This window comes from Brachyspira alvinipulli ATCC 51933 (assembly GCF_000518245.1).
Lineage (GTDB): Bacteria > Spirochaetota > Brachyspiria > Brachyspirales > Brachyspiraceae > Brachyspira > Brachyspira alvinipulli.
This window is the reverse complement of record NZ_KI912403.1, coordinates 202,179-228,871: the sequence shown is the minus strand read 5'-3', so window position 1 is coordinate 228,871 and position 26,693 is coordinate 202,179. Positions and strand designations below refer to the sequence as shown.

General features: G+C 27.3%; 23 protein-coding genes. 14 read left to right on the top strand and 9 right to left on the bottom strand.

The window, feature by feature from the left end; all coding sequences use genetic code 11:
- Positions 1-25: 25 nt before the first annotated feature.
- The 6 genes from T324_RS0108475 (at position 26) to T324_RS0108450 (ending at position 10,192) form a co-directional block, all read left to right on the top strand.
- Complete coding sequence (locus T324_RS0108475; RefSeq protein ID WP_038375150.1) at positions 26-2,947, top strand: LPS-assembly protein LptD; 2,922 nt, start codon at positions 26-28, stop codon at positions 2,945-2,947.
- Between the two features lie 22 nt (positions 2,948-2,969).
- Positions 2,970-4,478, top strand: coding sequence for an ankyrin repeat domain-containing protein (locus tag T324_RS0108470; protein WP_028329854.1), 1,509 nt, complete (start codon positions 2,970-2,972; stop codon positions 4,476-4,478).
- Positions 4,479-4,571: 93 nt separating this feature from the next.
- Entirely contained in the window at positions 4,572-7,082 is a 2,511-nt protein-coding gene (locus T324_RS0108465; protein WP_028329853.1) for an ankyrin repeat domain-containing protein, read from the top strand.
- A 157-nt stretch (positions 7,083-7,239) separates the two neighbouring features.
- Entirely contained in the window at positions 7,240-8,274 is a 1,035-nt protein-coding gene (locus tag T324_RS0108460; protein WP_028329852.1) for an NADH:flavin oxidoreductase/NADH oxidase, read from the top strand.
- A gap of 134 nt (positions 8,275-8,408) precedes the next feature.
- Entirely contained in the window at positions 8,409-9,158 is a 750-nt protein-coding gene (locus tag T324_RS0108455; protein WP_028329851.1) for an ankyrin repeat domain-containing protein, read from the top strand.
- 77 nt (positions 9,159-9,235) lie between these two features.
- Positions 9,236-10,192 (top strand): ROK family protein, encoded by a 957-nt coding sequence (locus T324_RS0108450; protein ID WP_028329850.1) that lies wholly within the window; start codon positions 9,236-9,238, stop codon positions 10,190-10,192.
- A 57-nt stretch (positions 10,193-10,249) separates the two neighbouring features.
- On the opposite strand, the gene T324_RS0108445 is transcribed toward T324_RS0108450, so the two are convergent.
- The gene (locus T324_RS0108445; RefSeq protein WP_028329849.1) at positions 10,250-11,011 is read right to left on the bottom strand and encodes a DUF4253 domain-containing protein; all 762 of its coding nucleotides are present in this window, start codon (positions 11,009-11,011) and stop codon (positions 10,250-10,252) included.
- Positions 11,012-11,206: 195 nt separating this feature from the next.
- Here T324_RS0108445 and ahpC point away from each other — a divergent pair, with 195 nt between their 5' ends.
- Positions 11,207-11,770 (top strand): alkyl hydroperoxide reductase subunit C, encoded by a 564-nt coding sequence (ahpC, locus tag T324_RS0108440; RefSeq protein ID WP_028329848.1) that lies wholly within the window; start codon positions 11,207-11,209, stop codon positions 11,768-11,770.
- A gap of 71 nt (positions 11,771-11,841) precedes the next feature.
- Here the strand turns inward: ahpC and T324_RS0108435 are convergent, their stop codons facing one another.
- Together T324_RS0108435 and fabD are read right to left on the bottom strand one after the other, a co-directional pair.
- On the bottom strand, positions 11,842-12,480 hold the full coding sequence (locus T324_RS0108435) for an ankyrin repeat domain-containing protein (protein WP_028329847.1): 639 nt from the start codon (positions 12,478-12,480) through the stop codon (positions 11,842-11,844).
- Positions 12,481-12,579: 99 nt separating this feature from the next.
- The gene (fabD, locus tag T324_RS0108430) at positions 12,580-13,491 is read right to left on the bottom strand and encodes an ACP S-malonyltransferase (protein ID WP_028329846.1); all 912 of its coding nucleotides are present in this window, start codon (positions 13,489-13,491) and stop codon (positions 12,580-12,582) included.
- Positions 13,492-13,735: 244 nt separating this feature from the next.
- On the opposite strand from fabD, the gene T324_RS0108425 reads away from it, so the two are divergent.
- A complete protein-coding gene (locus T324_RS0108425) occupies positions 13,736-14,614 on the top strand; it encodes a cation diffusion facilitator family transporter (protein ID WP_028329845.1) in 879 nt (292 codons plus the stop codon).
- Between the two features lie 160 nt (positions 14,615-14,774).
- The gene (locus T324_RS0108420; protein ID WP_028329844.1) at positions 14,775-15,695 is read left to right on the top strand and encodes a tyrosine-type recombinase/integrase; all 921 of its coding nucleotides are present in this window, start codon (positions 14,775-14,777) and stop codon (positions 15,693-15,695) included.
- Here T324_RS0108420 and T324_RS17025 read toward each other — a convergent pair.
- On the bottom strand, positions 15,692-16,357 hold the full coding sequence (locus tag T324_RS17025) for a helix-turn-helix transcriptional regulator (RefSeq protein WP_084548644.1): 666 nt from the start codon (positions 16,355-16,357) through the stop codon (positions 15,692-15,694). The two genes, T324_RS0108420 and T324_RS17025, sit on opposite strands and share 4 nt — an antisense overlap.
- 158 nt (positions 16,358-16,515) lie before the next feature.
- On the opposite strand from T324_RS17025, the gene T324_RS0108410 reads away from it, so the two are divergent.
- Positions 16,516-17,919, top strand: a complete 1,404-nt coding sequence (locus T324_RS0108410; protein WP_028329842.1) for an HD-GYP domain-containing protein — start codon at positions 16,516-16,518, stop codon at positions 17,917-17,919.
- 39 nt (positions 17,920-17,958) lie between these two features.
- On the opposite strand, the gene T324_RS0108405 is transcribed toward T324_RS0108410, so the two are convergent.
- Complete coding sequence (locus T324_RS0108405; RefSeq protein WP_028329841.1) at positions 17,959-19,248, bottom strand: ankyrin repeat domain-containing protein; 1,290 nt, start codon at positions 19,246-19,248, stop codon at positions 17,959-17,961.
- A 183-nt stretch (positions 19,249-19,431) separates the two neighbouring features.
- Between T324_RS0108405 and T324_RS0108400 the strand changes: the two genes are divergently transcribed.
- Genes T324_RS0108400 through T324_RS0108385 form a run of 4 tightly spaced genes read left to right on the top strand, consistent with a single transcriptional unit; the run spans position 19,432 to position 21,768 of the window.
- Positions 19,432-20,004, top strand: a complete 573-nt coding sequence (locus tag T324_RS0108400) for an HD domain-containing protein (protein WP_028329840.1) — start codon at positions 19,432-19,434, stop codon at positions 20,002-20,004.
- A gap of 25 nt (positions 20,005-20,029) precedes the next feature.
- Positions 20,030-20,671: an isochorismatase family protein gene (locus T324_RS0108395; protein WP_028329839.1), complete on the top strand. Its 642-nt coding sequence runs from the start codon at positions 20,030-20,032 to the stop codon at positions 20,669-20,671.
- Positions 20,668-21,204, top strand: coding sequence for a methylated-DNA--[protein]-cysteine S-methyltransferase (locus tag T324_RS0108390; protein ID WP_028329838.1), 537 nt, complete (start codon positions 20,668-20,670; stop codon positions 21,202-21,204). The genes T324_RS0108395 and T324_RS0108390 overlap by 4 nt, the downstream gene beginning before the upstream one ends.
- A gap of 9 nt (positions 21,205-21,213) precedes the next feature.
- Positions 21,214-21,768, top strand: coding sequence for a GNAT family N-acetyltransferase (locus T324_RS0108385; RefSeq protein WP_028329837.1), 555 nt, complete (start codon positions 21,214-21,216; stop codon positions 21,766-21,768).
- 50 nt (positions 21,769-21,818) lie between these two features.
- Here the strand turns inward: T324_RS0108385 and T324_RS0108380 are convergent, their stop codons facing one another.
- From T324_RS0108380 to argC, 4 genes are read right to left on the bottom strand one after another with little or no spacing between them, the layout of a single operon-like run.
- Positions 21,819-23,051: an aspartate aminotransferase family protein gene (locus T324_RS0108380; RefSeq protein ID WP_028329836.1), complete on the bottom strand. Its 1,233-nt coding sequence runs from the start codon at positions 23,049-23,051 to the stop codon at positions 21,819-21,821.
- Between the two features lie 30 nt (positions 23,052-23,081).
- Entirely contained in the window at positions 23,082-23,948 is an 867-nt protein-coding gene (argB, locus tag T324_RS0108375) for an acetylglutamate kinase (RefSeq protein ID WP_038375149.1), read from the bottom strand.
- A gap of 24 nt (positions 23,949-23,972) precedes the next feature.
- Complete coding sequence (argJ, locus tag T324_RS0108370; protein ID WP_038375148.1) at positions 23,973-25,226, bottom strand: bifunctional glutamate N-acetyltransferase/amino-acid acetyltransferase ArgJ; 1,254 nt, start codon at positions 25,224-25,226, stop codon at positions 23,973-23,975.
- A gap of 31 nt (positions 25,227-25,257) precedes the next feature.
- Positions 25,258-26,316: an N-acetyl-gamma-glutamyl-phosphate reductase gene (gene argC / locus T324_RS0108365; protein WP_028329833.1), complete on the bottom strand. Its 1,059-nt coding sequence runs from the start codon at positions 26,314-26,316 to the stop codon at positions 25,258-25,260.
- Positions 26,317-26,693 lie beyond the last annotated feature (377 nt).

Below are 26,693 nucleotides of genomic sequence, written 5' to 3'. Positions count from 1 at the left end.
TGATAATTGAATTTTAGAGGATATAATGCGTATCTTAATCTTATTATTTATATTGATATTCAATGCATATTTGTATGCACAGGATACTAATGCTGTAAATAATAATATTCCTGCTAATGCAAGTGAAAATGCAATAATGCAGATAAATAGATTTGATGCGAGAAGAAATCCAATATCATTTATTAATTTAGTAAATTTTACACCTTTTTATGTATTAAGAGAATATGCTAGAATAAATAATATAGAAATATACCCTTATGATACAGAAGCAACTTTAAGGGCAAGAATTATAGAAAGACAGGTTAATATTAAGGCTGAAATAGTATCAGGAAGTGAACAGGTTAAAGAGGTAGCAAGAACCACTATTAATAGGGGAGGAGCTCAGGTTGAACTTATTGGTGCTGATTTTGTAGAGCGTTATGAGATAAAAGAAGCTGAGGAAGAACTTATATCATTATATGGTAATGTTACCATGCGTATGTATAATAATACATTAATTGCTGATAAAGTTGTTTATAGTTTGAAAACAGGAGAAGTGTTTGCTTCTGGTAATTTAACGGTAAAGGCTGGTGAGAGTACTCTTACAGGCGAATGGTTTATGCTTAATAGAGAGAATAAAAAAGGAGTTCTATTTGGAGGAGGTACTAAATTTCAGGTATTTACTGTTCAAGGAGATATAATTAAATTTAATGATGAGCGTTTTTTTGCAGAAAACAGCAGTGTTAGTTTTTCACGTTTAAGCCCGGTAGCACATGACTTTTTAACCAGCAGAGTTTATCTATGGGATACCAAAAAAATGATGATATTTAACAGTATCTATAGAGTTGGAAGACAGCCGGTATTCTATTTTCCTCTGTTTATGCAAAATTATATGGGTACAGGTATTATATCTTCATTTGGTGAGTCTTTAAGAGAAGGCGTATATATGCAGAACTCTAAAGTATTTGATATATATGGAGTTCAGCATAAAATAAGATTAGATGCCTATCAAAAATTAGGTTTTTTAATAGGTGATGAAATAAGATATACAAGCCAATATAATGATTTTGCATTAGATGCAATGTTTGCCTTGGGAAGACAGTATTATTTATTAGATTCATATATAACTTCTAGTATAGGTTATGGTACTAGATATGTTAACTATTTTGCTACAGGTCAGCCTGGTAAATTTGTACCTAGATACAAATTTGAATATGATCATACTTTACAGTTGTACAGTAGTCAGAATATTAATAGTTATGTTACTGGTAAATTAAATTTAAATAGTGATTTATATTTTAAATCAGATTTCTATAATCAAAGAGGGCGTTTTGATATATTAACTTTCTTTACTTCTGTTACTGGAAATTTGCAGGATATTGGAGATTCTTATCCTGAGAGCTACATTGAAAATTCTGTATATATTAATAATAATATTTATGGGGTAAATTTAAAAGCTGGTGCTGAATGGGATTTAGAAGCTGTTAGAAATATATCTGTTGATGTTAATACAAATTTTGATTATTATATGCCTAAGCCTTATAAACTTGTTCTTCCTTCTATTGAGGCTAGTTACAGTTCTGTATTTGGAGATGAAACTTCTTATTATTTTCCGAATCTTAAGTTAAATTATGATTTAAGAGCTAATTATAATCATACAATTAATTATAAAACTTCTGAAGGTATTGCTTTTTATAATAATCCGTTGCGTGATGATCAATTGAATGATAAGCTTGCAGAAAGGGATAATTTAAATTTGTATGGAGGCTTATCAAGAACTTTTACTAATGATTTTTTAAGATTTGTACCAAGTGTTAATATGGAGTATTCATATCAAAATAGTATTAATCCTTCAGCTGAAGATTTAATTTATGATAAAGACAACACTTATCTAGGATTAGGTGCTGGTGTTAATTTTTCTATGTTTTTACCTTATAATATATTACCGTATAATTTTACTCACTATTTTGAACCTATTGTAAGATGGGATACTACTTACAGTTTAGGATATAGATTTAAAGAGAAGTATATTGATACAGACTCTATTACAGCCCAAAATGGAGAATTTAACTCGCATAATTTAACTACTAAATTAACTGTTGGAGGAACAGGGTATAGTTTATTTTTCCTTCCTGATTTGAATCTTAATTTAGAATCATTTATAAGAACAGGATATGATTTTAGACCTACATATAATCCGGAAACTAAGCTTTATGAAGTACAGTTTTCTACAAATAATATGCTTACTACAGAAGTGGGTTCTTCAGCAAGACTTTTTTATAATCAATCTTATGTATCTTATGATATTTCAAGAAACATGCTTGGAACAAATTTAACCCTTAACCGTATTACTTCATATTTACATTTGCCTATACCTCTTGGAAAGATAACAGACTGGATACTTGTAAAAAATAATAGAAAGCCATTTTTTGATGGTGTTATAAATGATTTTAATTTATATTTTGGTTTTGCATTTACTCATGATTTTATTAACTATAAATATAATACAGCTGCATTTACATTTGGTATAGAATTGCAAGTAATAGATCAATGGAAATTTAGAATAGCAACTACAAGTGCAAATGAAAAGGCTTACAGATATATTAAATCTTATGCTGAGAGAGAAAATGAAACTTGGGTAAATCCATTTTGGGATATTATAAATTCATTTAATTTTAATGATCCGCAAAAAAGAACTGACAGCTTATTTAAACTTGAATCTATAGAAGCAAGCATTTGGCATGAATTGGATGGATGGCAGATACTTGCTACTTTTGCCGTAAGACCTTCTACTCTTCCTTCAGATATTACCAGCGGTTCAGTTAAAGGAATTTATTGGAATAAAGAGTTTTGGATTGAATTTACTCTTACAGACTTTCCTGGTGTCGGATTGCCTAGAAAAGAATATGATCTTAACAGTACAATTACTGATTTACAAGATAGTTCTGCAACAACAATTACACCATAACAATAATAAAAGGGTTATTTTTATGAGAAATATTTTATTTGTAATGTTATTTTTATTTGCCTTTATTTATGGGCAGCAATATGATGATGTTTATTCAAATGATAATATACAGCAATATGATGATATTCAGTCAAATGATAATGAGCAGCAATACGATGATGTTTATTCAAATGATAATGAGCAGCAGTATGATGAGGTTATTCAAACAAATAATAATGTTCATACAAATAATATTGTAAATATTACTAATAATAATGGGATTAGTGTATTATATGAAGCAATAGATAATAATAATATAGAATATATAAAAGAACTTATAATAAACGGTATAAATTTAAATGTTAGACTTCCTGATAATTATACTAATAATTTATCCGGTGCTACACCGCTTTTATATTCAATATACAAAAATAATACAGATATCACTAGACTTTTAATAGAAAATGGGGCTAATTTAAATATTAAAGATTTTAAAACTTGGAATAGCATAATGTATGCTGCTGCATTTTCTGACATTAATACACTTGTTATGCTTATAGAAAAGGATGAGACATTAATTAATTCCAAAACAGAATTCCATGTTAATCCTCTTCATATAGCAAGCGATCATAATAACCTCGAAGCAATAATGTATTTATGCACTAATTCTAATATTGATATAAATGAACGAGATATAGACGGTTGGACTTCTCTTTATCATGCTGCTAATTCTAAAAGTATAGAAGCGTACAATTTACTTATAAGATTGGGTGCTGATACTAATATAGGTGATAATGATAATGTTTTACCTTCTACAGTTTTAGAGAGAAAAATAGAGCATGAAAATAATCAGTTTAGAGAAATTGATAATAATTTATTAAAAGCTATAGAAACTAATGGTATTAAAACCATGAGAAATCTAATAAGAGCAGGTGCTAATGTAAATACTAAAGATGGATATGGTTTAAGTGCTTTACATTTTGCCATAAAAAATAATAATTTAGATGCTGTTAAAATATTGCTTGGTAATAGAAATATTAATTTGGAGGCCGAACTTCCGGAAGGATATTTTACACATTTAGTCAATGAACAGGCAGATGCTATTTATATAGGAAGAGCTACTCCTCTTTTATATGCAATATTAAAAAGTAATGGAGACAGCAGAATAGTAAATATGCTTATAAAAAAAGGTGCAAATGTTAATGCGAGAGATGAAGAGAGTTGGTCTGCATTTTTGTATGCTGCAGCATTTGGTAATCCTGATATTCTTGGAAGTCTTTATTATAAAAATAGAAAGCTTATAAATACAAAAACTAAAGACAATGCTACAGCTTTGCATATGGCTGTTGTTTATGATAATTTAGAAAATATTAAATATTTAGTTGAAAAACTGAATATAAATATAGATGCTCAGGATGATGACGGATGGACTGCTCTTTATTATGCCGCAATTAATAATAAAAAAGATGCCTATAAATTACTCCTCAAACTTGGTGCTGATAAGAATATAGCAAATAATGAAGGTTTAAAGCCTGCTGATGTTTTACAATAAAAAATAAATTTTGTTGTTATTAATTGATTATTGTTATATAATTCTGATATTATGTTTACTTATTAGAATAAATATATTTAGGAAATTGATGTTATGATTAGAAACGGATTTTTATTTATTATATTGCTTTTTTCTATTACTTTTAATATGTTCGCTCTTACTTCAAAGGAGCAGGAATTTTTTAATGCTATAAAAGAAAATAAATATGAAGCACAATTAAAAAATCTTTTAAGATATAAAATGGATTTGAATGCTACAAATGAAAGAGGATTAACTCCGCTTTTGTATGCTATTGAATGCGGTAATGAAAGAGCCATAAGAGTATTACTTGAATATAAAGACGTTAATATAGAATATAGACTCCCTGATGATTTTGCAGATTATCCATATATAAATAGAGTTGAAGGCGATAGCTTTAATATAGGAGGGGCTACTCCTTTAATGTTTGCTATATTCAAAAGTAATCCAAGAATAGTTAAACAATTAATAGATAAAAATGCTGATGTTAAAGCCAGAGATAATGAAGGAACTTCTGTATTTTTATATGCATGCGGTTTTGGAAACGGAAATATTATAAGGATGCTTCTTGTAAAAGATAGAGCTTTAGTTAATGATAAAACATCTAATGGAAATATTAATGGTCTTCATTACGCTGCTTCTCTTAACAATTTAGAGAATATAAATTTTTTAGTGAAAAATGTTAATATGAATATAAATGACAGAGATTCGAACGGATGTACTGCTTTATATTATGCCGCTTACTATGCAAAAAAGGATGCATATAATCTTCTTATTAAACTTGGTGCTAATAAGGATATAGGGGATAATTACGGTGTTAAGCCTGAATATGTTTTATCAGGAGGAAGTTCTGCTGTTGATTTAGATGATAACTCTAATAGTAATGATGATAATTTACTTACAAATACTGATGATGAGAATATGTTCATTGCAGAAATTATTCGTACATCAGATACTAATGCTTTAAGAAATATAATGATGTATTCTAATTTTAATATGAATTCTGTAATTATAGCTTATGAAACTCCTCTTACTTATGCTATACATCTTGATAAATATGATATTGTTAATGAGCTTTTAAGTTATAGAAAAAATAATACTAATATTATCAATATAGAAACTTCTTTTATACCGGCAGATCATGTTTATTTTAATGAAAGTAGGGTAGAGTTTACAGGTAATATATATTTGGGAGATGCTAGTCCTTTACAATATGCTATATTCAAAGGAAATACTAATATTATAAATACTCTTTTAAAATATGGGGCTGATATAAACAGAAAAGACAGCTTAGGAAATAATGCTTTAATGTACGCAGCAAGTTATGGAAATGAAGAAATTATTGATACAATTTTAAATTATTCAAGCAATTCCTATAGAGTTGTTGATGTTTATGGTGATACTCCTTTGCATAATGCAGCATTATTAGGAAATACCAATACTTTGACTGCACTTATGAATAGAACTCCTATTAATATAAATGTACAAGATATTGATGGAAATACACCTTTGCATTTAGCTGTAAAAAATAATAATAGTAATACATATAGATTCTTATTATTAAAAGGTGCTGACTACACTATAAAAAATTATGATGGAAAAACTGCATCAGATTTATTATATGAAGATAGCGGATACAATATAGAAAATATAATAAATAGCTTTAATACCAATAATACATTTAATGATAAAGTAAATACAAATTTAAATAATAGTCTATTCGATAATAATACCAATTCAATATACAATTATAATAATTTTAATGGAATTAATGCTATCAATGTTAATACTTTTGCTGATGATTTGATATATGAATATAGCGATGAAAAAAGTATTGAAGATGATGATTATGTTGAACCTGATACTAGTGATGATTATTCTCATATATATGATGCAAATAAACCTATCTTTGATGCTATATATAATAATAATATAGGTGATATGCTTAAAGCTATCTCAAATGGTGCAAATATAAATTCTAGAAATGAAGAAGGCTTTACTCCTTTGCTTTATGCTATTAATTATGATAAATTAGAAGCTATAAAAGCTCTTTTAAGTTTCAGCAATATTGATATAGAAATGCCTTTAAATAATTATTCTAATACTTATTCTGTCAAAGGAAAAAATTTTAGTGGTGAAGTTTTATTTAATGGAACAACTCCATTACAGTATGCTATATATAAAGGAAATACAAATACTGTTAATTTACTTATAGAAAGTAAAGCAGATATGAAGAAGAAAGATTATAATGGTTACAGCAGTTTATTTTATGCATCTGCTTTTTGCGATTCTGATATGATACATTTCTTATTAGAAAAAGATTCTTCTTTGACAAGAGAAAAATCTTTAAGCGGAAGAACTGTAATACATTATGCTGCTATGTATGGAAATGATAATGCTATATCTTATTATTTATCAAATACATTTTTAAGTATTAATGCTAAGGATAATGATGGTAATACGCCTTTGCATTATGCCATAGAAAAAGGTTATAATAGTACAATAAGTTTGTTAGTAAGAAGAGGTGCCAGAATGGATATAGAAAATAATGCCGGCATATCAGCCTCAGATTTATTGAAAAAATAAATGTTTTATATGTGTTATAAATGTGTAGTTTTTTATTGTCACATATAATTACATATTATATAATAATAAATTAATTATATTGTGAAATTGAAATATACATCATCTTGTATATACTATATAGTAGTATAAAAAGCAATAATATTTGAAGGAGTTTTTAATGAAACCAGAAAAAAGTAATCTTTTTACACCTTTAAAAATAGGTAATCTTGAAATAAAAAACCGTGTAGTAATGCCTCCAATGTGTATGTATTCTGCTGAAGACGGATATGTTAATGATTGGTATATTCAGCATTATGTTACAAGAGCTATAGGAGGAACAGGATTAATCATAGTTGAAGCTACAGGAGTACTTCCTTATGTTAGTTCTATCACAGACGGAGATTTAGCAATATGGGATGATAAATATATTGACGGTTTATCTAAATTGGTAAAAGCTGTTAAAAGCAATGGAGCTGCAATCGGAATACAGATAAATCATGCTGGAAGAAAATGCGAATCTAAAAAAGTTGATAAGATATATGCTCCTACAGCTGAAGCATTTAATGATAAATACAGAACTCCGGTTGAGATGACAAAAGAAGATATTAATGAAGTTGTTGATGCATTTGTTAAAGCATTTGTAAGGGCTAAGAAAGCTGGTTTTGATATGATAGAAATTCATGCTGCTCATGGATATTTAATTTCTACATTCCTATCTCCTTTATCAAATAAAAGAACTGATGAATATGGTAAAAACAGAGTTAAAATTTTAGAAGAGATTTTAAGAAAAGGCAGAGAAGCTGTAGGTAAAGATTATCCTATACAAATTAGAATATCATCTTATGATTGGAGAGAAGGCGGAAATACAGTAAAAGATTTTGCTGATATGTTAAAGCCTTTAGAACAGGAAGGATTATTTGATTCTATAAATGTTAGTACAGGTGCTGTTACTGCTGACGGAAAGATTATTCCTTATGAAGGATATCAAGTTCCTTTCTGCCGTGAATTAAAACAGTATATGTCAGTTCCTTGTATAGGAGGGGGACTTATATATGATCCTAAAATGGCTAATATGATGGTAAGAAATGGTGCTGCTGATGCTATCTATATAGGAAGAGAGCTTTTAAGAAATCCGTATTGGGCATTGCAGGCTGCTAGAACTTTAGGTATTGATGTACCATTCCCTAAACAGTACGAACAGGCTAAAAGATAATTATATATTGTTATAAGAATATTAAAAAGTCTGATTATACATTATTGTATAGTCAGGCTTTTTTGTTTTTATTGTCTTGATATATTTTTATTTAATAATAGAATTATATTATATTAATTGTTAGTATGTAAATTATGAAGAATATATTAATTATATTTGTTTTGTTTACTAGTATACATTCTGTTGTATATACATTTACTCAAGATGAGAATGATTTATTAGTAGCTGCTGAAACTTCTGATATAGTTATGGTAAGAAGGATATTAAATGAAAAAGATGTTAATGTTAATATTTGCGATAAATATGGTGTAACTCCTTTAATGCATGCCGTACTCAATAGAAATATATATATATTGGAATTATTATTAAAAAATGGTGCTGATACAGATATGAAAAATGACAGCGGAAAAACAGCATTGATGTATGCATGTCAATTTTGTGATTTTGATATGATAGAAATGCTTATATGGTATAAAGCGGATATTAATATAACTGATAATTATAAATCTACAGCATTTATATACGCTGCAAACAGAGATCCTGATATTATAAGATTTCTTGTAGAATCCGGTGCTGATATTAATGCACAAAATTTAGACGGCAAGACAGCTTTGATGTATAATGTTTTAAAGGATGCTGATGTTAATATGATCAATACATTTATTAATCTTGGAGCTGATATTAATATTCAAGATATTCATGGATACACTGCTTTAATGTATTCTGCCGTTTTGGATTATAGAAACTTTGCTGAGATATTCATAAAAAATGGTGCGGATGTAAATAAAAGAAATAATTATAATAAAACAGCTTTAACTATGGCTGAAGAAAATAAAAATTATAGTATGGCTGAACTATTAATAAAATACGGTGCTGTAAGATAATTTTTATGATATTGACAATTTTAATTCTTATACTAAAATTGTGACATTAATAAATTATAAACTAGGAGGATAATTGCATGAAAGATGTTGTTATAGCTATAGATATTGGAGGCACTTCTATGAAAGGTGCTGTTATAGAGGAGAATGGAAATATTTTGTATAAAGATAATTGCGATGTTAATCCTAGTCATAATACAGAAGAACATAAAGAAGCTATATCAAAATTTATAGAAAAATTAAAAAGTAATATACCAGATGGTTATAAGCCTATAGGTTTGGGTATAGATTGTCCTGGAGTTATGAATAGAGATACTTTACATATTGGAGGAGCTGAAAATGTTCCTGGGCTTCATGGATTGAAATTTTCTGATATAGGAGATAGATTTAATCTTCCTATAAAAACAGCTAATGATGCCAGTATGGCTGCATTAGGAGAAGCTAAATACGGAACAGGAAAGGAGAAAGATTATCAGTCTGTAATGCTTGTTACTTTGGGTACCGGTGTAGGAGGCGGATTAGTTCTTAATGGAAAATTATTCACAGGTTCTTTAGGCGGTGCCGGAGAGATTGGACATGTATTTGTAGTTCCTGATGGTGATAAATGTAACTGCGGTTCAAGCGGATGTATTGAACGTTATGCTTCTGCTACTGGTTTTATTGCAATGGCTAAGCAGAAAATACATAAGGGAGTTATACCTACAGCTTTAACTTATGAAAAATTAGATACTGGAAAAGCTAAGGCTTTATTTGATGCTGCTAAAAATGGAGATATTCTTGCTAAGGAAACTATTGCGGAATGTTCGTATTATTTAGGTATGTCTATAGCACAAGCTTTAAATATGCTTGATTTGGATTTAGTTCTTATAGGCGGAGGATTATGTAAAGATTTTGATATGATGATAGAGCATATTAAAAGAGGGGTAAGAAATTACGGACTTAGAATGATGGTTAATAATGTTGAAATAAAACCTGCCTCTTTAGGTAATGATGCTGGGGTTTTAGGATGTGCTGCTTTATTTTTTAGAAATAATTAATTTTTTAATAAAAAATAAAAGCCTATACTTTGAGTATAGGCTTTTTTATTGTTTTTATTAATCCCACCAAAAATACCAAACACTTGATTTTAATAATGTACCTGCTAGTTTTCCAATATTATAATCTTCGCTGTATTGATCCACTCTGTCTAAACAAAAATAATAATGTTCTATAGCAAGTTCTCTGGCTTCCTCTTCTGTTTGAGGCTGTTTTTCTACAAAAAGTTCACAAGTATCAAAACCTACTACTGCAGGATAGGCATTATATTTTTCATACCAGTATTTGAATATTGAAGTTTGTGTTTCTGGATTAGGGCAATCATTGAATCCGCCCATAGGAATATAACAAGCTAATTCATAAGGATTAACAGTAGGAATTTTAGCTAATATTAAATCAACTGTCTTTTCTGTTTCATAATCATAATAAGAACCAAAACTATCCAATACTTCAAATCCTTCTATTATAGGGGCATTAAATGATTTTTTTATTTCTTCAATATACTCTTTATCATCATAAATATCTTCTATATTCTGATTTAAATATTGCTTGTAATCTATTTCTTTTGATTTTTCAATATACTCGTTAATTAACTTTTTGGAATCTTCAATTTCGCTGTCATTATCTTCCAAAAAAACTTTAATCGCTTCAGTAAGTGTATCTGTAGGTATTATAATTAAAGGAGTGTACCCTTCTTTTTTTCCTTTTTCCAAATTTTCTTTGTACCAGCTCATTATTTTGCTGTCATCTTCAAGTCCGCCTTCTAATATTTCATAATCGCATTTTAAAAAATCTGTTATAAATTTTATATCTTCATTCATATATTCACTCCTTAATAATATCAAAATTATTATATATTAAAAAATTATTTTTACAATATAGATATTTTTATATTCATCAGCAATAATATTCATTTTTTTAGTAATTTTTATCAATTTATAATATTTTCTACTTGACAAAAAGTATTATTTATTGTATTGTTAGAATATACAAACATTAATAAAAGGAGTTATAAAATGAGTTTAATCAATAAAAAACTTATAGATTTTAAAGTAGAAGCCTATCAGAATGGAGAATTTAAAACAGTTGAAACAAAAGATGTATTAGGCAAATGGAGTGTATTCTTTTTCTATCCTGCAGATTTCACATTTGTATGTCCTACAGAATTAGCTGATTTAGGTACAGTTTATGATGAATTAAAGAAAATTAACTGTGAGGTGTATTCAGTATCTGAAGACACTCATTTTGTACACAAAGCTTGGGCAGATGCTACTCCTACTATTAAAAATCTTAAATATACAATGCTTGGAGACCCAACAGGTGTTTTAGCTAAATTCTTTGAAGTATATGTAGAAGAAGCAGGTCAGGCTTTACGCGGAAGCTTTATAGTAAATCCTGAAGGTTTAATCAAAGCTTATGAAGTGCATGATATGGGTATTGGTAGAGATGCTAATGAATTATTACGTAAAGTACAAGCTGCTCAATATGTAGCTGAGCATGGCGGTGAAGTTTGTCCTGCTAAATGGAAACCTGGTGCTAATACATTAAAACCAGGAATTGATTTAGTTGGAAAGCTATAATTTCTGTATAATATAGTATAAATAAAAAAGGGCATATAATTAATTTTATATGTCCTTTTTTATTCAAAAAATTAATTTGCTAATAGTTTTTCTATATTTTTAAATCCTTTAGTTTTGGCATAATATAATGCATCATTACCTCTATTATCTTTTATATTTTTGTCAGCACCATGTTTTAATAATAACTTTACTATCTCAACATAATTGTAACTGTCATCTCCAAGTATAACAACTTCTAATAGGGCAGTCCAAGATAATTTGTTAACATGATTAACATTTATATTCGTATTTTCAAGTAAAAATCTTACAGTTTCTAAATGACCTTTTTCACATGCCGGTATTAATGCATTTCCTCCATAAATATTAAGAACATTTATAGTATCAGCTTTTTTATATAATAATTTTAATATATCAAGCAAACCTCTGGCACCTGCATATAGAAAAGGAGAGTTTAAATTCTCATCTTGTATATTAACATCGGCATTATTATCTACTAAAAGCTTCACCATATTTATATCATTTTTATAAACAGCTATCATTAAAGCTGTTCTTTTTCTATTGTCTTGCATATTTATATCGATGCCATTTTTTAAATATTGAGATACTGAATTAATATCACCTTTATGTACTGCAACAAAAAAATGATTATTAGAAAAGGTTAGAGCAGATGTAAAAAATATTATAACTATAGAATAAAATATAGATTTCATAATAATCTCTTTAATGTAAGATAAAAAAATAAAAGAGTAAAAAATTTATTATTGCTAATATTAATTTTTTACTCTTATTATGTACTTAATATACTTGAATTATAAAGCAGCGTTTAATGAATCAATATCAAATACAGGTAATGCTTCAATATCAGGAGTAATTTTTTTAGACATACCTATTAATACTTTACCAGGGCCGCATTCATATATTTTTGTAATACCCATATTTTGAATATTAATCATGCTGTCATACCATCTAACAGTTGAAAACATTTGCTTGTATAAATTTTCTTTTATTGAATCAAATACATGAACTTCAGCTGTAACATTAGACATTACTTTATTATCATTATTATGTAATTCTATTTTTTCTAAAAATTCTTTTAAACTGTCAGCAGCAGGTTTCATAAATGGTGAATGGAAAGCCCCGGATACTTTTAGAGGCAATACTCTTTTAGCTCCTGCTTCTTGAAGTTTTGGTGTAACTGCTTCAATTGCACTTAATAAACCGGATATAACTATTTGATCTTTTAAATTATAATTAGCAGCAACAACCTCTTTGCTTTCAGGCATGCATTTTGAAACTGTATCATAATCCAATCCCATAACTGCAGCCATTCCGTAAGGGGCATCTGCACCTGCTTTAGCCATTAATAAACCTCTTGTTCTTGCAATCTTTACTGCATCTTCAAATGATATATAACCAGCAGCACAAAGAGCTGTGATTTCTCCCAAACTATGTCCTGCAAATAAATTTCCTTTAACTCCTTTTGCTTTTAATGCTTCATAAGCTGCCATACCTACTGTTACTAAAGCAGGCTGAGTATTTTCTGTTTTTTTAAGATCTTCTTCAGTTCCTTCAAAACATAACGCCTTGATATCAACATCATCTAAAATATTAGCAGCTTTATCAAATATTACTTTAGATTCAGATACATTATCATACAAAGATTTTCCCATACCTACGCATTGAGAACCTTGACCAGGAAATAGAAATGCTGTATTTGACATGTTTATTCTCCTTTTTTATTATATCTATTTTTTACTTAATTTATTTAACAGAAATATTAACAAAAAAGTTAAGTTTTATCAAGCACTTAATCTTGTTTTGATAAAGCTAATATAAGTTATATACTTTTATTAAAAGTTAAAATCTTCTAATCTGTAAACAACAATTTATATTTGAATAATTGACATTTTTTATTAAATTCATTATCTTTAAAAAATATATAAAATTATTTTAGGGTTATAAAATATGAATATTAGTAATGAAAAAAAATCTAAATATATGATAGTAGAAGGTATAGTATCTGTAATTATTAATATATTATTATTTGCTTTTAAATATGCAGTAGGCTTATTAACAGGCTCTCTTTCTATTATGGCTGACGCTTGGCATTCATTAAGCGATTGTATAAGCAGTATTATTGTTATAATAGGAGGTATTTTTTCAAAGAGACCTCCTGATAAGGAACATCCTTTCGGACATGGAAGAATAGAATTAATAACAAGTTTTGTAGTTGGTATTATGCTTGTATTTATTGGATATAGCTTTTTTTCTGAGGCTATAAAAAATATTATGAATAGAAAAACTGCTTCATTTACAATGATATCCATAATTGCTATGATTGTTTCTATTTTAATAAAAGAATTGCTTGCTCAGTATTCTTTTTGGGGATATAGAAAATCCGGATCTAAATCCTTATACGCTGACGGATGGCATCATAGAAGCGACAGTGTTACATCTATAATTATATTAGTTGGTATTTTATTAGGAAAAAATTTCTGGTGGATTGACAGCGTATTAAGTATATTAGTTTCACTTGTAATATTTTATGCTGCTTTTGATGTTATTAAATCAAGTATAAAGCCTTTAATAGGTGAATATCCTTCAGAAGAGACTATAGAAAATATAAAAAAAATAGCAGAAGAAATTAATATTGATAATTCAGATTTGAATCTGCATCATTTTCATATACATACTTATGGAGATCATAGTGAAATAACATTCCATATGCGTTTCCCAAAAGATATGACTGTATTTGATGCTCATGAGAAAGCAACTATTTTTGAAAATGCTATAAGAAATAAATTAGGTATAGAACCTACTATACATATAGAGGCTTACAGATAAGGAGAAATTAAATAAATTTAATTATTAATTAATATATTTTTTATTAAAAAATAATAAATTTATTTTTGAAAAAATTTTATCTAGTTAACATACTTCATAAATTTATAATATAAACTTTCGATAATATTTCTATATAATAATTTTTAATGAAGGCTTTATTATGGATAATGGGGTTTCTACTGATAATAAATTTTATGATTTTCTTGAAGAGTTTTGTGATTATTTGCAAACTTTAAATTTTGCAGCACATACTATTAACAGCTATAATAAAGACTTAAAAGAATATGCTAAATTTTTAGAAAGTAAAAATATATTGATAGAAGATGCTGATCATTATGCAGTTAGAGATTATTTAACATTTTTAAAGAATAAAGGATTAACTAATTCTACAACTTCAAGACATTTATCTTCTATAAAAAAATTCTATAAATATTTGATAAGAAATAACTATTCGGATAAAAGAAGAATAGTTGATATGAAAAGTCCTAAAAGGGAAGAACATATAGCTAAATTTTTATCAATATCAGATATGGATAGTATACTTAATATAGATGATAATGGAGAGTTTACATTACTTAGAGATAAAATGATGGCTTTATTTATGTATACAATTGGATTAAGAGTATCAGAATTAGCTTCTCTAAGACTTAGCATGATAAAGAAAGGTTCTGAAACTTTAAGAGTATGCGGTAAAGGTTCTAAGGTTAGAGATATTCCTCTTCTTCCTATAATATATGAAAATTGGGATATTTATATGGATAAAAGAAGGATTATACAAAAAGAATATGGTGAAACTAATGATTATATATTTATAAATAGGTTTGGAAAGCCTATAAGTGATAGAAGCATAAGAACATCTATGAAACGTTTAATTAGAAATTCTAATATATCTATAGATTTTTCACCTCATACATTAAGACATACTTTTGCTACACATTTGCTTAATAATGATGCAGAAATTAGAGGTGTTCAGGAATTGTTGGGACATGAAACAATAGCAACTACACAAAGATATACGCATGTTACTAATTCAAGATTATTTGAGGTTTATAATAAATTTCATCCGCATTCAAATAATTAATTATTTTTATACTTTTTTGATTTTTTGATGCTTCTAAGGTGCAAATAGACAGTGTGATGAGATATATGTAAATAATTTGATACAATTTGCACTGCTTCTTTAAATTCAAATATTCCCTGACTAAATAACTTTTTTATTATAGTTTTATTATATACAGATGCTCCTACTTCATCTCTATCTACACCTATAATAACCTTTTTTATAGCATCTAGTATTATTTCTTCAGATCTATTATTAGATTTTTCTTTGCTTACACTTATATTATCAGGTATAAAAGCACTTAATATATTTATTACAGATATGTCAAAATGCCAATTTATACACATCATTCCAATAGGAACTCCATAATTATTCTTTAATATAGTATAATTTGATTTATTGCATTCTCCTGTTACAGATTGTACAAAATTATTTTTATGATTTTCATTATTTGATAATATTTCCAACATTATAGTTTTATCCATATCAGATATTGGAGAACCTAATTTTTTATTTGATAGATGTTCATTTACGATATGTATGATATTACATTGTTCATTTTCAAAGGAGTATAAGATAATTTCTACATTTTCACCTAAATAAGTCGCTAAAGATTGAGATAGTATTTTATATGAGTTCAGTATAGCAAGATCTTCCTTGGTGTATTCGTAGTTGTTTTCCATCTTTCCTCCGTTTTCTTTAGTGAATACTCTCATCCATATTTATAAATATAATAATTTTTTTCTTTTTTCCAACATTTTTTACTACAAAATCTTCCTTTTATTGTATTTATTGTATATAATAAATATGAGTGATAAATTATTATATTTATGGATTAATTATGGAAATAAATTTAGATAATTATTCGGAAATAGAAATAGAAAAACTTAGAGATTATAAAGAATTATTTCTTAAAGACAAAATAGAAATAATTTCTAAAAATGAAGATGGTATCATAAATGTAATACCTTATAATAAAATAGATCTTATTTTTGATGATACTATGAAAAATAATATTTTGTTTAATAATTCAAAATATTATATATATAGTTCATATCTTGAAATGATAAAATTTTTTGTGGATCCTGCTAAATTGAATAATAAAGATTATTTTTATTCTATTTTTACAAATTGTAAGGATCCTATAAAAGAGGTTTCTGATAAAGAATCTGCAATGTTGGAAGAAATATTATCCATTACTCCTTATGAAAGAGTTGAGCATATAAAAAAATTAATAAAAACTCTTGAGGCTGAAGAATCAAGAGAAAAATTCACGTGCAAAGCTGCTGAGATTATTGGTGAAATATTAATAAAGTTAGGATTAATAAATAGAATAAATGTTATTGGGGATATTAATAATGACTCCAAATTTAACATGAAAGTATATAATATAAATTATGAAGATTTAATAAGAAGTGTAGCTGAGAGCGTTTTTGTTTTGCTTAATAAAAATTATGAAAAACCTGATATATTTAATGATGTTGTTGGATTTACAGGATACAATATAATAGATCATAGTAATAGACTTTTTATTAATACTATGGAATTTATGATATTCTATAATAGAAATATTAATATGGGTATGTTGTCTAAAATAAGAGCAAAATGGAAAAATGAGTTTATGCCTTATTATCTGAAGATAGCAAATAAATATAAATTTATTAGAGATATAGGAAAATTGGATAATGTATTCAAATTAGGAATAAGACATTTTGATAATATGGAAATAGTCAATATTTCAATAGCAGCATTTTTGCATGATATTACTTTAACTGAAATAATTAATTATCTGCCTATAGAAAGTGTCAATACTAATAATGATTTGTATTCACATTCAATAAAGTCATATAATTATTTGAAATGTTCTATATCTAATAATTATGATATAAATTTGGCAGTTGGACTTCATCATGAGTATTATGGATACGGATATGGATTAGCTATAACTTTGTATGAAGCTATGAAATCTAAAAGACCTAATTTTGAATATCAATATTTAATTAGTTTTGATTCTAGGGATATATTAAATTTTACGTCATCTGTATATTATCCCGTTAAGATTTTGGAAATATTGGATATATATGATTTATTGAAATACAAATATGAAGTTTGTTTCAATGAAATTAATACAAATATTGATATTGTTAACTATATGTATGATAATTTCCTAAAAGATGAGGTTAAAATAGATTATATACTATTTACAATTTTTCAAAAATATTTAATAGAATTTAAAGATTATTAATGAAAAAATTGTAAATAATATTTTTTTATTAGTATATTATTAATTAACCTTGCTGGATTCAAGCAGTCTTTTAATATTTTCATTAGTAGAATTTTTTATAAGATTTATTGCATTATTATCCATTGAAGCATTATTTGTTATAAGCATTTTGCATATATCAAAATTATTATTTTCTATTGCTATACATAAAGAAGTATATCCTTTTTTTTCATCTTTAATATCTATATAAGCTTTATTTAATAATAAATTTCTAAGTATTGATATATTATTATTTTTTACAGCAATATGAATAGGAGCATAGCCGTCATGAATATTATTTAAATTAGCTTTAGCATTTATAAGTATATTTGAAGCATCAGTATTATTATTTTCAACAGCTATATTTAATGCATTTTGATTGTTATTATTAATGATATTTACGTCAGCATTATTTTTTATTAAATTATTCATAATATCTATGTAATCTGTTGATTTATATGCATTCATTACAGCTAAGTGTAAAGCAGTATTTCCGTTTTTATCTTTTATATTAGGATTAGCTTTTGATAATAGTAATGAAGATACACTTTCTTTCATTCTGTATGAATTATTTTCAATTGCATAATGTAAAGGTGTTTGAAAATTAGAGTTTGTATTATTAACATTTGCCCTTAATTTTATAAGTTCATTTAGAGCCTCTACAGAACCTTCTCCAACGGCATAGTGCAGCATTGTATTTGTATCTTTAGTATCAACATCTATACCTAAATTTTTAACTAAATAATTGATATTTGGAATATTATTTCCCAACACTGCAGATTTTATTAATGATATAACATCTTCACTGTTCATAAGTAAATATATGTTTTTATTTAAATATAACTCTAAAATTCTAGGAGTTGAATATCTTGAAGCTAAAAATTCACTTCTAGGTTTATACTCCATTTGAAAATTTATATTTGCTCCATAATCTATTAATAGTTTTACAATATCAAAATTATTATTTACAGTTGCAATATCCATAGCAGAATAATATGAGGCATCTAAGGTTATATTATTCTGTATATTTATTATTGAATTGTTTTGCAAAAGTGCATTAAAATCTGTATAAGCTGAATTCTTTAATGCTTTTATAGATTCTATTTTATTATTTTCAGCAGCTATATGTATAAGAGAATATCCTCTTTCATCTTTCATATTAGGATTTACATTTTGTGAGAGAAGTGTTTGTATGCTTTTAGTGTCCCCAGCTTTTACAGCTGTTATCATATTTTTTTCATTTTCAGTCATTGCATATATTTGTATTGATATAAGTTCTAAAATAGTTATAAATATAATAAGTTTTTTTATTAGCATTTTTAATAATCCCTATTTATTTTTTATATTATTATAATAATAATCGTTTTTATGCACTTTATTATTATAACTTTTTTGTGATATATTAGTAAAATATCATATAAATATAAGAATAAAAATATTGAAAAATAGAAAAATATAATATATACTTATTCTAATCCTTAGGAGGTTTTTTTAATGGCTAGCATAGATAGAGAAAGAGCATTAGAATTATTTAAGAAATATAACGAAGAACATTCTTTGTTTAAACATGCATTATCAGTTGAGGCAGTTATGAGATATTTTGCTAAAAAGAACGGCGAAGATGAAGATGAATGGGGTATGGTTGGTTTTTTGCATGATATGGATTATGAAAAATATCCTGATGAGCATTGTATTAAAGTGAAAGAAATATTAGAATCTGAAGGATTACCGGAAAGTTTTATAAGAGCTATACAAAGTCATGGTTATGGCTTTTGTACTGATATAGAGCCTATAAATAATATGGAAAAAACTTTATATGCTGTTGATGAACTTGCCGGTTTTATTACAGCCTGTGCTTTAGTTAGACCTTCAAAAAGTTTAGAAGATTTAGAAGTTAAATCTGTTAAGAAAAAACTAAAGGATAAAGCATTTGCTGCCAAGGTTGATAGAACGGTTATAAATAAAGGTGCTGAAATGTTGGGAGTTCCTATTGATGATTTAATAAAGGAAACTATAGATGCACTTATTCCTATACAGGAAAGTATAGGTCTTAAAAAAATTTCATAAATTAAAGTATTGATGGACTTGAATTATGAGCAGAATAAAAATACTTACAATAGTAGATATGCAAAACGATTATATGGAAGGCGGTCCTATGGCTGTTAAAGGGGCTGCTAAACTTGTACCTGTAATAAATGATCTTATAAAGAATGGCGAGTATGATGCCATAATTGCTACTCAGGATTGGCATCCGTCCAATCATATATCTTTTGCTTCAACTCATGGAAAAGAACCTTTTTCCAAAGTAAAAGTTATAGATCAGGATACGGGAGACGAGGAATCTTTAACTTTATGGCCGCGTCATTGTGTAGCAAGAACTTATGGTTCTGCCATAGTCGATGGCTTAAGAAAGAAAAGAGATTATATATATGTACAAAAAGGTGTTGATCCTGATGATGAAGGAAACTCTGGTTTTTCTTATATGCATAAAGAGTTTATAGATGCAGCCAGAGAAAATAAGGAAACATTAATATTAGATTTTGTGGGTGTATCTCTTGATTATTGCGTATTTTATACAGCTAGAGATACAGCAGAATACGTTGCTTCTATTGATGCAGAATATTTAGTCAGTGTTAATGTACTTGAATATGCTTCTGTTGCTGTTAATCCTGATGCAATAGAAGGTTTATATTCTTCTTGTCCTATTATCAATCTTAAAAAGGTAAGATTGTGAATATAATAAGACTTGATAAAAAGGAAAATAATAGAGCATATATATATAAAAGCCCAATAGGCGATTTAATACTTTCAGTAGATAATACTTCAAAATATATTACATCATTAACCTTCCACTTAGGTGATGATATGAAAATTGTTTATGATGAGCCTGCTGTTATAAAAAAAACAAAAAAAGAATTAGATGCATATTTTTCAAATAGAGTTAAAACATTTACAGTACCTTTAGCATTATATGGTACGGATTTTCAATATAAAGTTTGGATTGAAACCTATAAAATACCTTTTGGGAATATTGTAACTTATTCAGATATATCCAAAAAAGTTTCTGACAGTATTGGAAGCATATCACGTGCTGTTGGAAATGCTGAAGGAAAGAATAATATAGCTATAATAATACCTTGTCATAGGGTAGTGGGTGCTAATAAAAAACTTACTGGATATGCTGGAGGATTAGAAAAAAAAGAGTATCTATTAAGGCATGAAGGTTTTAATATAGTAAATTCTAAAATAATTACTGATTCTAAATAGGTTTGTTCTATGCTTAAAAAGACTTATAAAACCAACAGACTCTTTCTTGTACAGCCTAATATTAATATGGCAGAACAAATAGTTGATTTTTATAGCAGAAATAAAGATTTCTTTAAAGCTTTTGACCCTTACAGAACAGATGCTTTTTATAGGGTTTCAACTCATAAAGATATTATTAAGAGAGAGCTTGAAGAAGTAAAAAGCGGAAGAATGTTAAAGTTTTGGATATATAAGATAGAAGATAAAAAAAGAATTATAGGAATGATTAATTTTGCCAATATTTTTAAGGGAGTTTTTTTATCAACTACTGTAGGTTATAAACTAGATGAGTATGAACAGCATAAAGGATATATGACAGAGGCTTTGCATGCGGCAATAGTAATAGTATTTAAAGAAGTAGGTCTTCATAGAATAGAAGCTAATATAATGCCTCATAATAAGCCATCGATAGAACTTGTTAAAAGACTTGGATTTCAATATGAGGGGTTGTCAAAAAAATATTTGAAAATTAATGGAAAATGGGAAGATCATATACATATGGTTATATTGAATGATGAAATTTAAAAAGGCTCTGCTTGAATTAAAAGCAAAGCCTTTATTTATTATAGTCTATTTTATCCTATGCATTCACAAAGTATTGAAACAGCTTTTTCTAGTTCCTTATCTGTTATTGTAAGAGGAGGAAGAAGTCTTATCTTATTTTTAGCAGTTAATGGAATAGCCCCTTTTTCTATACATTTTTCTACTATTTCTCTGGCATTTAATCCGTCTTTAAGACCAATTCCAAGCATTAAACCAATTCCATCTACGCTTACTACATTATCTAATTTTGATAATTTATTTTTTATGTATTTTGATTTTTTCTCTACGCTTTTAAGTAAATTTTTGTCTATTATTTTTATAACTTCTAAAGCTCCGCATGTAACTGCAGGATTAGAACCAAAAGTAGAAGCATGATCTCCAGGAACGAATACATCAGAGCATTTTTTACTCATAAGTATTGCACCTATTGGAAGTCCTCCTCCTAAACCTTTTGCTAATGTTGTTATATCAGGCTTAATATCAAAATGTTCAGAGCATAAGAATTTACCAGTTCTTCCTACACCAGTTTGAACTTCATCAACTATAAAAAGTATATCATTTTCTTCACAGTATTTTTTTACTTTTTGTACGTACTCTTTATCAAGAGGTATAACTCCACCTTCTCCTTGTATAAGCTCCATCATTACAGCACAGGCATTATTTTGTAATTTGGATATAGTATCTTCATAATTATTAGCTTCAGCAAATAAAAATCCTTCCAAAAATGGGAAAAAGAAATTATGAAATACATCCTGACCAGTAGCAGAAATAGTTGCCATAGTTCTGCCATGAAATGAATTTTTTAATGTTACTATGTTATATCTTTTATAATCAGCATCTTGTCCGTATTTATTGAATGAGTATTTTCTTGCACATTTTATAGCAGCTTCATTAGCTTCAGCACCAGAATTGCAGAAAAATACTTTATCATGTTTTGTAATAGCACATAATTTTTTTGCTAATTCTATATAAGATTTATTGTAATATAGATTTGATGTATGCTGTAAAGTTTTTAGCTGTTTTGAAACCGCATCAACCCAATTTTTGTTTGCATATCCTATACTATTAACGCCAATACCGCTTCCTAAATCTATATACTCTTTACCGTCAATATCTTTTAATTTAGCATCTTTTCCTGATTCTAATACTAAATCAAATCTGGCATAAGTATTAGCTACATATTTTTTACTGTTGCTAATATACTCTTTTTTTAATTTAGATTCCTTTTCTTTATTAACTTTATTAACAGGTTTTTTTGTAGGCATTTTATTCTCCGATTTTTATTATATTTTTTATTAATAGAACATTGTTCCTATACCTTCATCAGTAAACATTTGTATTATCATTGAATGAGGTATTCTTCCATCCATTATGAATACTCTTTTTACGCCATTTTGAACAGCATTAATACAATGTTTTACTTTTGGTATCATACCTCCGGAAATAGTACCGTCTTTTAATAATTTGTCTAAATCATTAACTTTTATTCTTTGTATTAAAGTAGCTTCATCGTCCTTATCTTTAAGAAGCCCTGGTGTATCAGTCATAAACATTAAAGTTTCAGCTTTAAGACTTTCAGCTATTTTAGCAGCAGCAGTATCAGCATTTATATTGTATACGTTTCCTTCGCTATCACATCCGATAGTAGCAACTACAGGAGTATATTTATTTGTTATGATAGTTTCCAATAAATGGGCATTAACTTCTTCAACATCACCTACAAATCCTAAATCATCATTAGAATCGTATTTTTTTATTTTAAACATATTGCCGTCTATACCGCATATTCCAAGAGATTGACCTCCGCAGCTGTTAAGTATACCAACAAGTTCTTTATTTACTTTACCGGCTAAAACCATTTTTACTATTTCAGCTGTTTCTTTATCTGTATATCTAAGTCCATTTATAAATTTAGATTCTATGCCGACTCTGTTAAGCATTTCTGTTATATCTTTACCGCCACCATGTACAACTATTACTCTTATACCTAAAGTTGATAGTAAGGCAACATCACTCATAACAGATTCTTTTAATTCATGGTTTTCCATTACACTTCCGCCGTATTTTACAACAACGGTTTTATGTTGATATTTTTGTATATAAGGCAATGCCTGATTTAAAATATATGCTTTATCTTTATTTGATATATCTGTAAGGCTCATAATATATTCCTATTTTTTATTTGTTTAGCTTCTGTAAGCACTGTTGATTTTTACATAATCATAAGTTAAATCACATCCCCAAGAAACAGCTCTCACTCCGTTATTCTTATGGCTGTTCATATTTATCATTATTTTTATTTCATTTTCTTTAAGTATTTTTAAACCTTCATCTTCATCAAATTCTAAACCATATCCATTTCTGAATACTTCTATAGAACCAAAACTAGATCCAATAGTTACGATAATCTTGTCTATTTCTATACTATCAATATCTGTATATCCTATAGCACATAATATTCTTCCCCAGTTCATATCGCATCCGAATATAGCAGATTTTACCAGGCTTGATTGTATAACAGATTTAGCTATTTTTCTTGCAGTATCTAAATCATTTGCATTTATAACTTCGCATTCTATTAATTTTGTAGCACCTTCTCCGTCTTTTGCTATTAGTTTTGAAAGATGAGTATTCAATCTATTTAAAGCACAGCAGAATAATTTGTAATCATCATTTTCAGAATCAATCAATTTATTATTAGCCTCTCCATTAGCAAGTATTACACACATATCATTAGTGGATGAATCGCCATCAATACTAATCATATTATATGTATTTATAACATCTTCACTTAAAGCCTTTTGAAGCATTTGAGGTGTAATATTGATATCTGTTGTAATAAAAGAAAGCATAGTTGCCATATTAGGATGTATCATTCCGCTTCCTTTTGCTATACCACCAATACTAATAGTTTTTCCGTCCAATTCAAAAGAATATGCTACTTCTTTTGTGAATGTATCAGTTGTTAAAATTGATAACGCAGCATTTTTAGAGTATTCAGCTGTATTTTGTGCATTATCTATTAAAGTTCTAAGATTATTTTTTATAGGATCTATAGGAAGAGACATACCTATAACTCCCGTAGAAGCAACAACAACATCCTGTTCATCTATATTTAAATGCATAGCAGTATATTTGCACATTTCTTTTGCCACTTCAACACCATCTTTATTACATGTGTTTGCATTTCCTGAATTGCATATAATAGCCTTAGCTTGTCCATTTTTTAAATGCTCTTTACTAACTATAATATTTGCTCCGCATACTTTGTTTTTAGTGTATACAGCAGCAGCAGAACACATACTTTTACTGTATATAACCCCTAAATCTTTTTTCTCTTTTTTCTTTTTTATACCAGCATATATTCCATTTGCAAAAAAACCTTTAGCAGCACATACACCGCCGTCAACTCTTTTTATGTTATCGTTATTTTGTGTCATATTTATTCTCCCAAATAAATTTTTTTTTATATTAAAATGCAGGCGGAATGATGTTTAATCCAGTATCTTCATCTAACCCTAATGCTATATTCATATTTTGAATTGCCTGACCAGCTGCTCCCTTTACCATATTGTCTATAGTTGATACTATTATTAATTTACCAGTTCTGCCATCTATATGCAAAGATATATCACAGTAATTTGAATATTTTATATTTTTTAAATTAGCTATATTTCCAATATCAAGCACACGTATAAATTTTGAATCTTTATAGAATTCTTTATATAGTTTATGTATATTTTCTAATGATGTGCTTTTATCTTTTAATTTAGTATATATTGTTGAAACTATGCCTCTGTTAAGCGGAAGTAAATGAGGTACAAAAGTTACTTTTATGTTTTCTCCATAAATATTTGATAATGTTTGTTCTATTTCCGGTGTATGTCTATGCTCAGCGATTTTGTATGGAGCAAATGCTTCATTACATTCTGTAAAGTGAGTATTTAAGGTTAATTCTCTTCCTGCTCCAGTAGCACCGGATTTTGAGTCAATTATTATATCATCTTTTTCTATTATTTTATTTACTAATACAGGGGCTAATCCCAATCCTATAGATGTAGGATAACATCCTGGGTTTCCTATGATTTTAGCATTTTTTAAATCTTTTTTATTAAATACATTATCATATTTAATTATCTCTGGTATTGAATAAATTGCAGCTTCATGAAGATTTTTATATTTGTATTCTTTTTTATACCAATTTTTATAATCTTCTTCATTAGAAAGTCTGAAATCTGCTCCCAAGTCAATAAATAGTATTTTTTTTTCATAACATTTATTTGCAATTTCTTCGCTTAAACCATGAGGAAGAGATGCAAATACTACATCTGTTTCTTCAAAAATTTCATTTTCATCTATTAAAGTTTTATTACAATTTTTGTTTAAATTAGCATATATTTCATCTATTGTTTTACCAACAAAACTTTTTGAAGATAGATTTTGTAATTTTACTTTAGGATGCGATAATAGAAGTCTGATTAGTTCTACTCCTGCATATCCTGTTGCTCCTATAACTGAAACTCTTATCATTTATAAACTCCGTAATAAAGATTTGTATATTTAGAATGTTTTTGAATTGAAATACGAATTAAACTAATGAATTACCTAGTATAAATAAATAATGTAGTAATGAATTATACATAAATGATAATCCTAATATATTTACTATCGACAATAATAATATTTTATTTTTTTAAAAATGTCAATGATTTTGTGATTATTTTTGTTAATATTAATTGTATTGGTATTATTATTATATTTTTTTAAGTTTTTTTTATAAAAATTTAATATATAAAGTTTCATCTAAAATATTTAGTAAGAATTATTATAAATATTAACTTTACATATTGAGCTTTAAAATATTCATAAAATATAAATTATAATTATTGATTTTTTATATTCTTACA

What these genes read in the sequence shown, in the direction of transcription:
- T324_RS0108445 (WP_028329849.1), bottom strand. Translation starts at nt 11,011, where the DNA reads ATGAATGAAGATATAAAATTTATAACAGATTTTTTAAAATGCGATTAT.
- T324_RS0108465 (WP_028329853.1), top strand. Translation starts at nt 4,572, where the DNA reads ATGATTAGAAACGGATTTTTATTTATTATATTGCTTTTTTCTATTACT.
- T324_RS0108470 (WP_028329854.1), top strand. Translation starts at nt 2,970, where the DNA reads ATGAGAAATATTTTATTTGTAATGTTATTTTTATTTGCCTTTATTTAT.
- argC (WP_028329833.1), bottom strand. Translation starts at nt 26,316, where the DNA reads ATGATAAGAGTTTCAGTTATAGGAGCAACAGGATATGCAGGAGTAGAA.
- T324_RS0108460 (WP_028329852.1), top strand. Translation starts at nt 7,240, where the DNA reads ATGAAACCAGAAAAAAGTAATCTTTTTACACCTTTAAAAATAGGTAAT.
- argB (WP_038375149.1), bottom strand. Translation starts at nt 23,948, where the DNA reads ATGAGCCTTACAGATATATCAAATAAAGATAAAGCATATATTTTAAAT.
- T324_RS0108400 (WP_028329840.1), top strand. Translation starts at nt 19,432, where the DNA reads ATGGCTAGCATAGATAGAGAAAGAGCATTAGAATTATTTAAGAAATAT.
- ahpC (WP_028329848.1), top strand. Translation starts at nt 11,207, where the DNA reads ATGAGTTTAATCAATAAAAAACTTATAGATTTTAAAGTAGAAGCCTAT.
- T324_RS0108425 (WP_028329845.1), top strand. Translation starts at nt 13,736, where the DNA reads ATGAATATTAGTAATGAAAAAAAATCTAAATATATGATAGTAGAAGGT.
- T324_RS0108475 (WP_038375150.1), top strand. Translation starts at nt 26, where the DNA reads ATGCGTATCTTAATCTTATTATTTATATTGATATTCAATGCATATTTG.
- argJ (WP_038375148.1), bottom strand. Translation starts at nt 25,226, where the DNA reads ATGACACAAAATAACGATAACATAAAAAGAGTTGACGGCGGTGTATGT.
- T324_RS0108455 (WP_028329851.1), top strand. Translation starts at nt 8,409, where the DNA reads ATGAAGAATATATTAATTATATTTGTTTTGTTTACTAGTATACATTCT.
- T324_RS0108410 (WP_028329842.1), top strand. Translation starts at nt 16,516, where the DNA reads ATGGAAATAAATTTAGATAATTATTCGGAAATAGAAATAGAAAAACTT.
- T324_RS0108380 (WP_028329836.1), bottom strand. Translation starts at nt 23,051, where the DNA reads ATGCCTACAAAAAAACCTGTTAATAAAGTTAATAAAGAAAAGGAATCT.
- T324_RS0108420 (WP_028329844.1), top strand. Translation starts at nt 14,775, where the DNA reads ATGGATAATGGGGTTTCTACTGATAATAAATTTTATGATTTTCTTGAA.
- T324_RS0108435 (WP_028329847.1), bottom strand. Translation starts at nt 12,480, where the DNA reads ATGAAATCTATATTTTATTCTATAGTTATAATATTTTTTACATCTGCT.
- T324_RS0108385 (WP_028329837.1), top strand. Translation starts at nt 21,214, where the DNA reads ATGCTTAAAAAGACTTATAAAACCAACAGACTCTTTCTTGTACAGCCT.
- T324_RS17025 (WP_084548644.1), bottom strand. Translation starts at nt 16,357, where the DNA reads ATGGAAAACAACTACGAATACACCAAGGAAGATCTTGCTATACTGAAC.
- fabD (WP_028329846.1), bottom strand. Translation starts at nt 13,491, where the DNA reads ATGTCAAATACAGCATTTCTATTTCCTGGTCAAGGTTCTCAATGCGTA.
- T324_RS0108395 (WP_028329839.1), top strand. Translation starts at nt 20,030, where the DNA reads ATGAGCAGAATAAAAATACTTACAATAGTAGATATGCAAAACGATTAT.
- T324_RS0108450 (WP_028329850.1), top strand. Translation starts at nt 9,236, where the DNA reads ATGAAAGATGTTGTTATAGCTATAGATATTGGAGGCACTTCTATGAAA.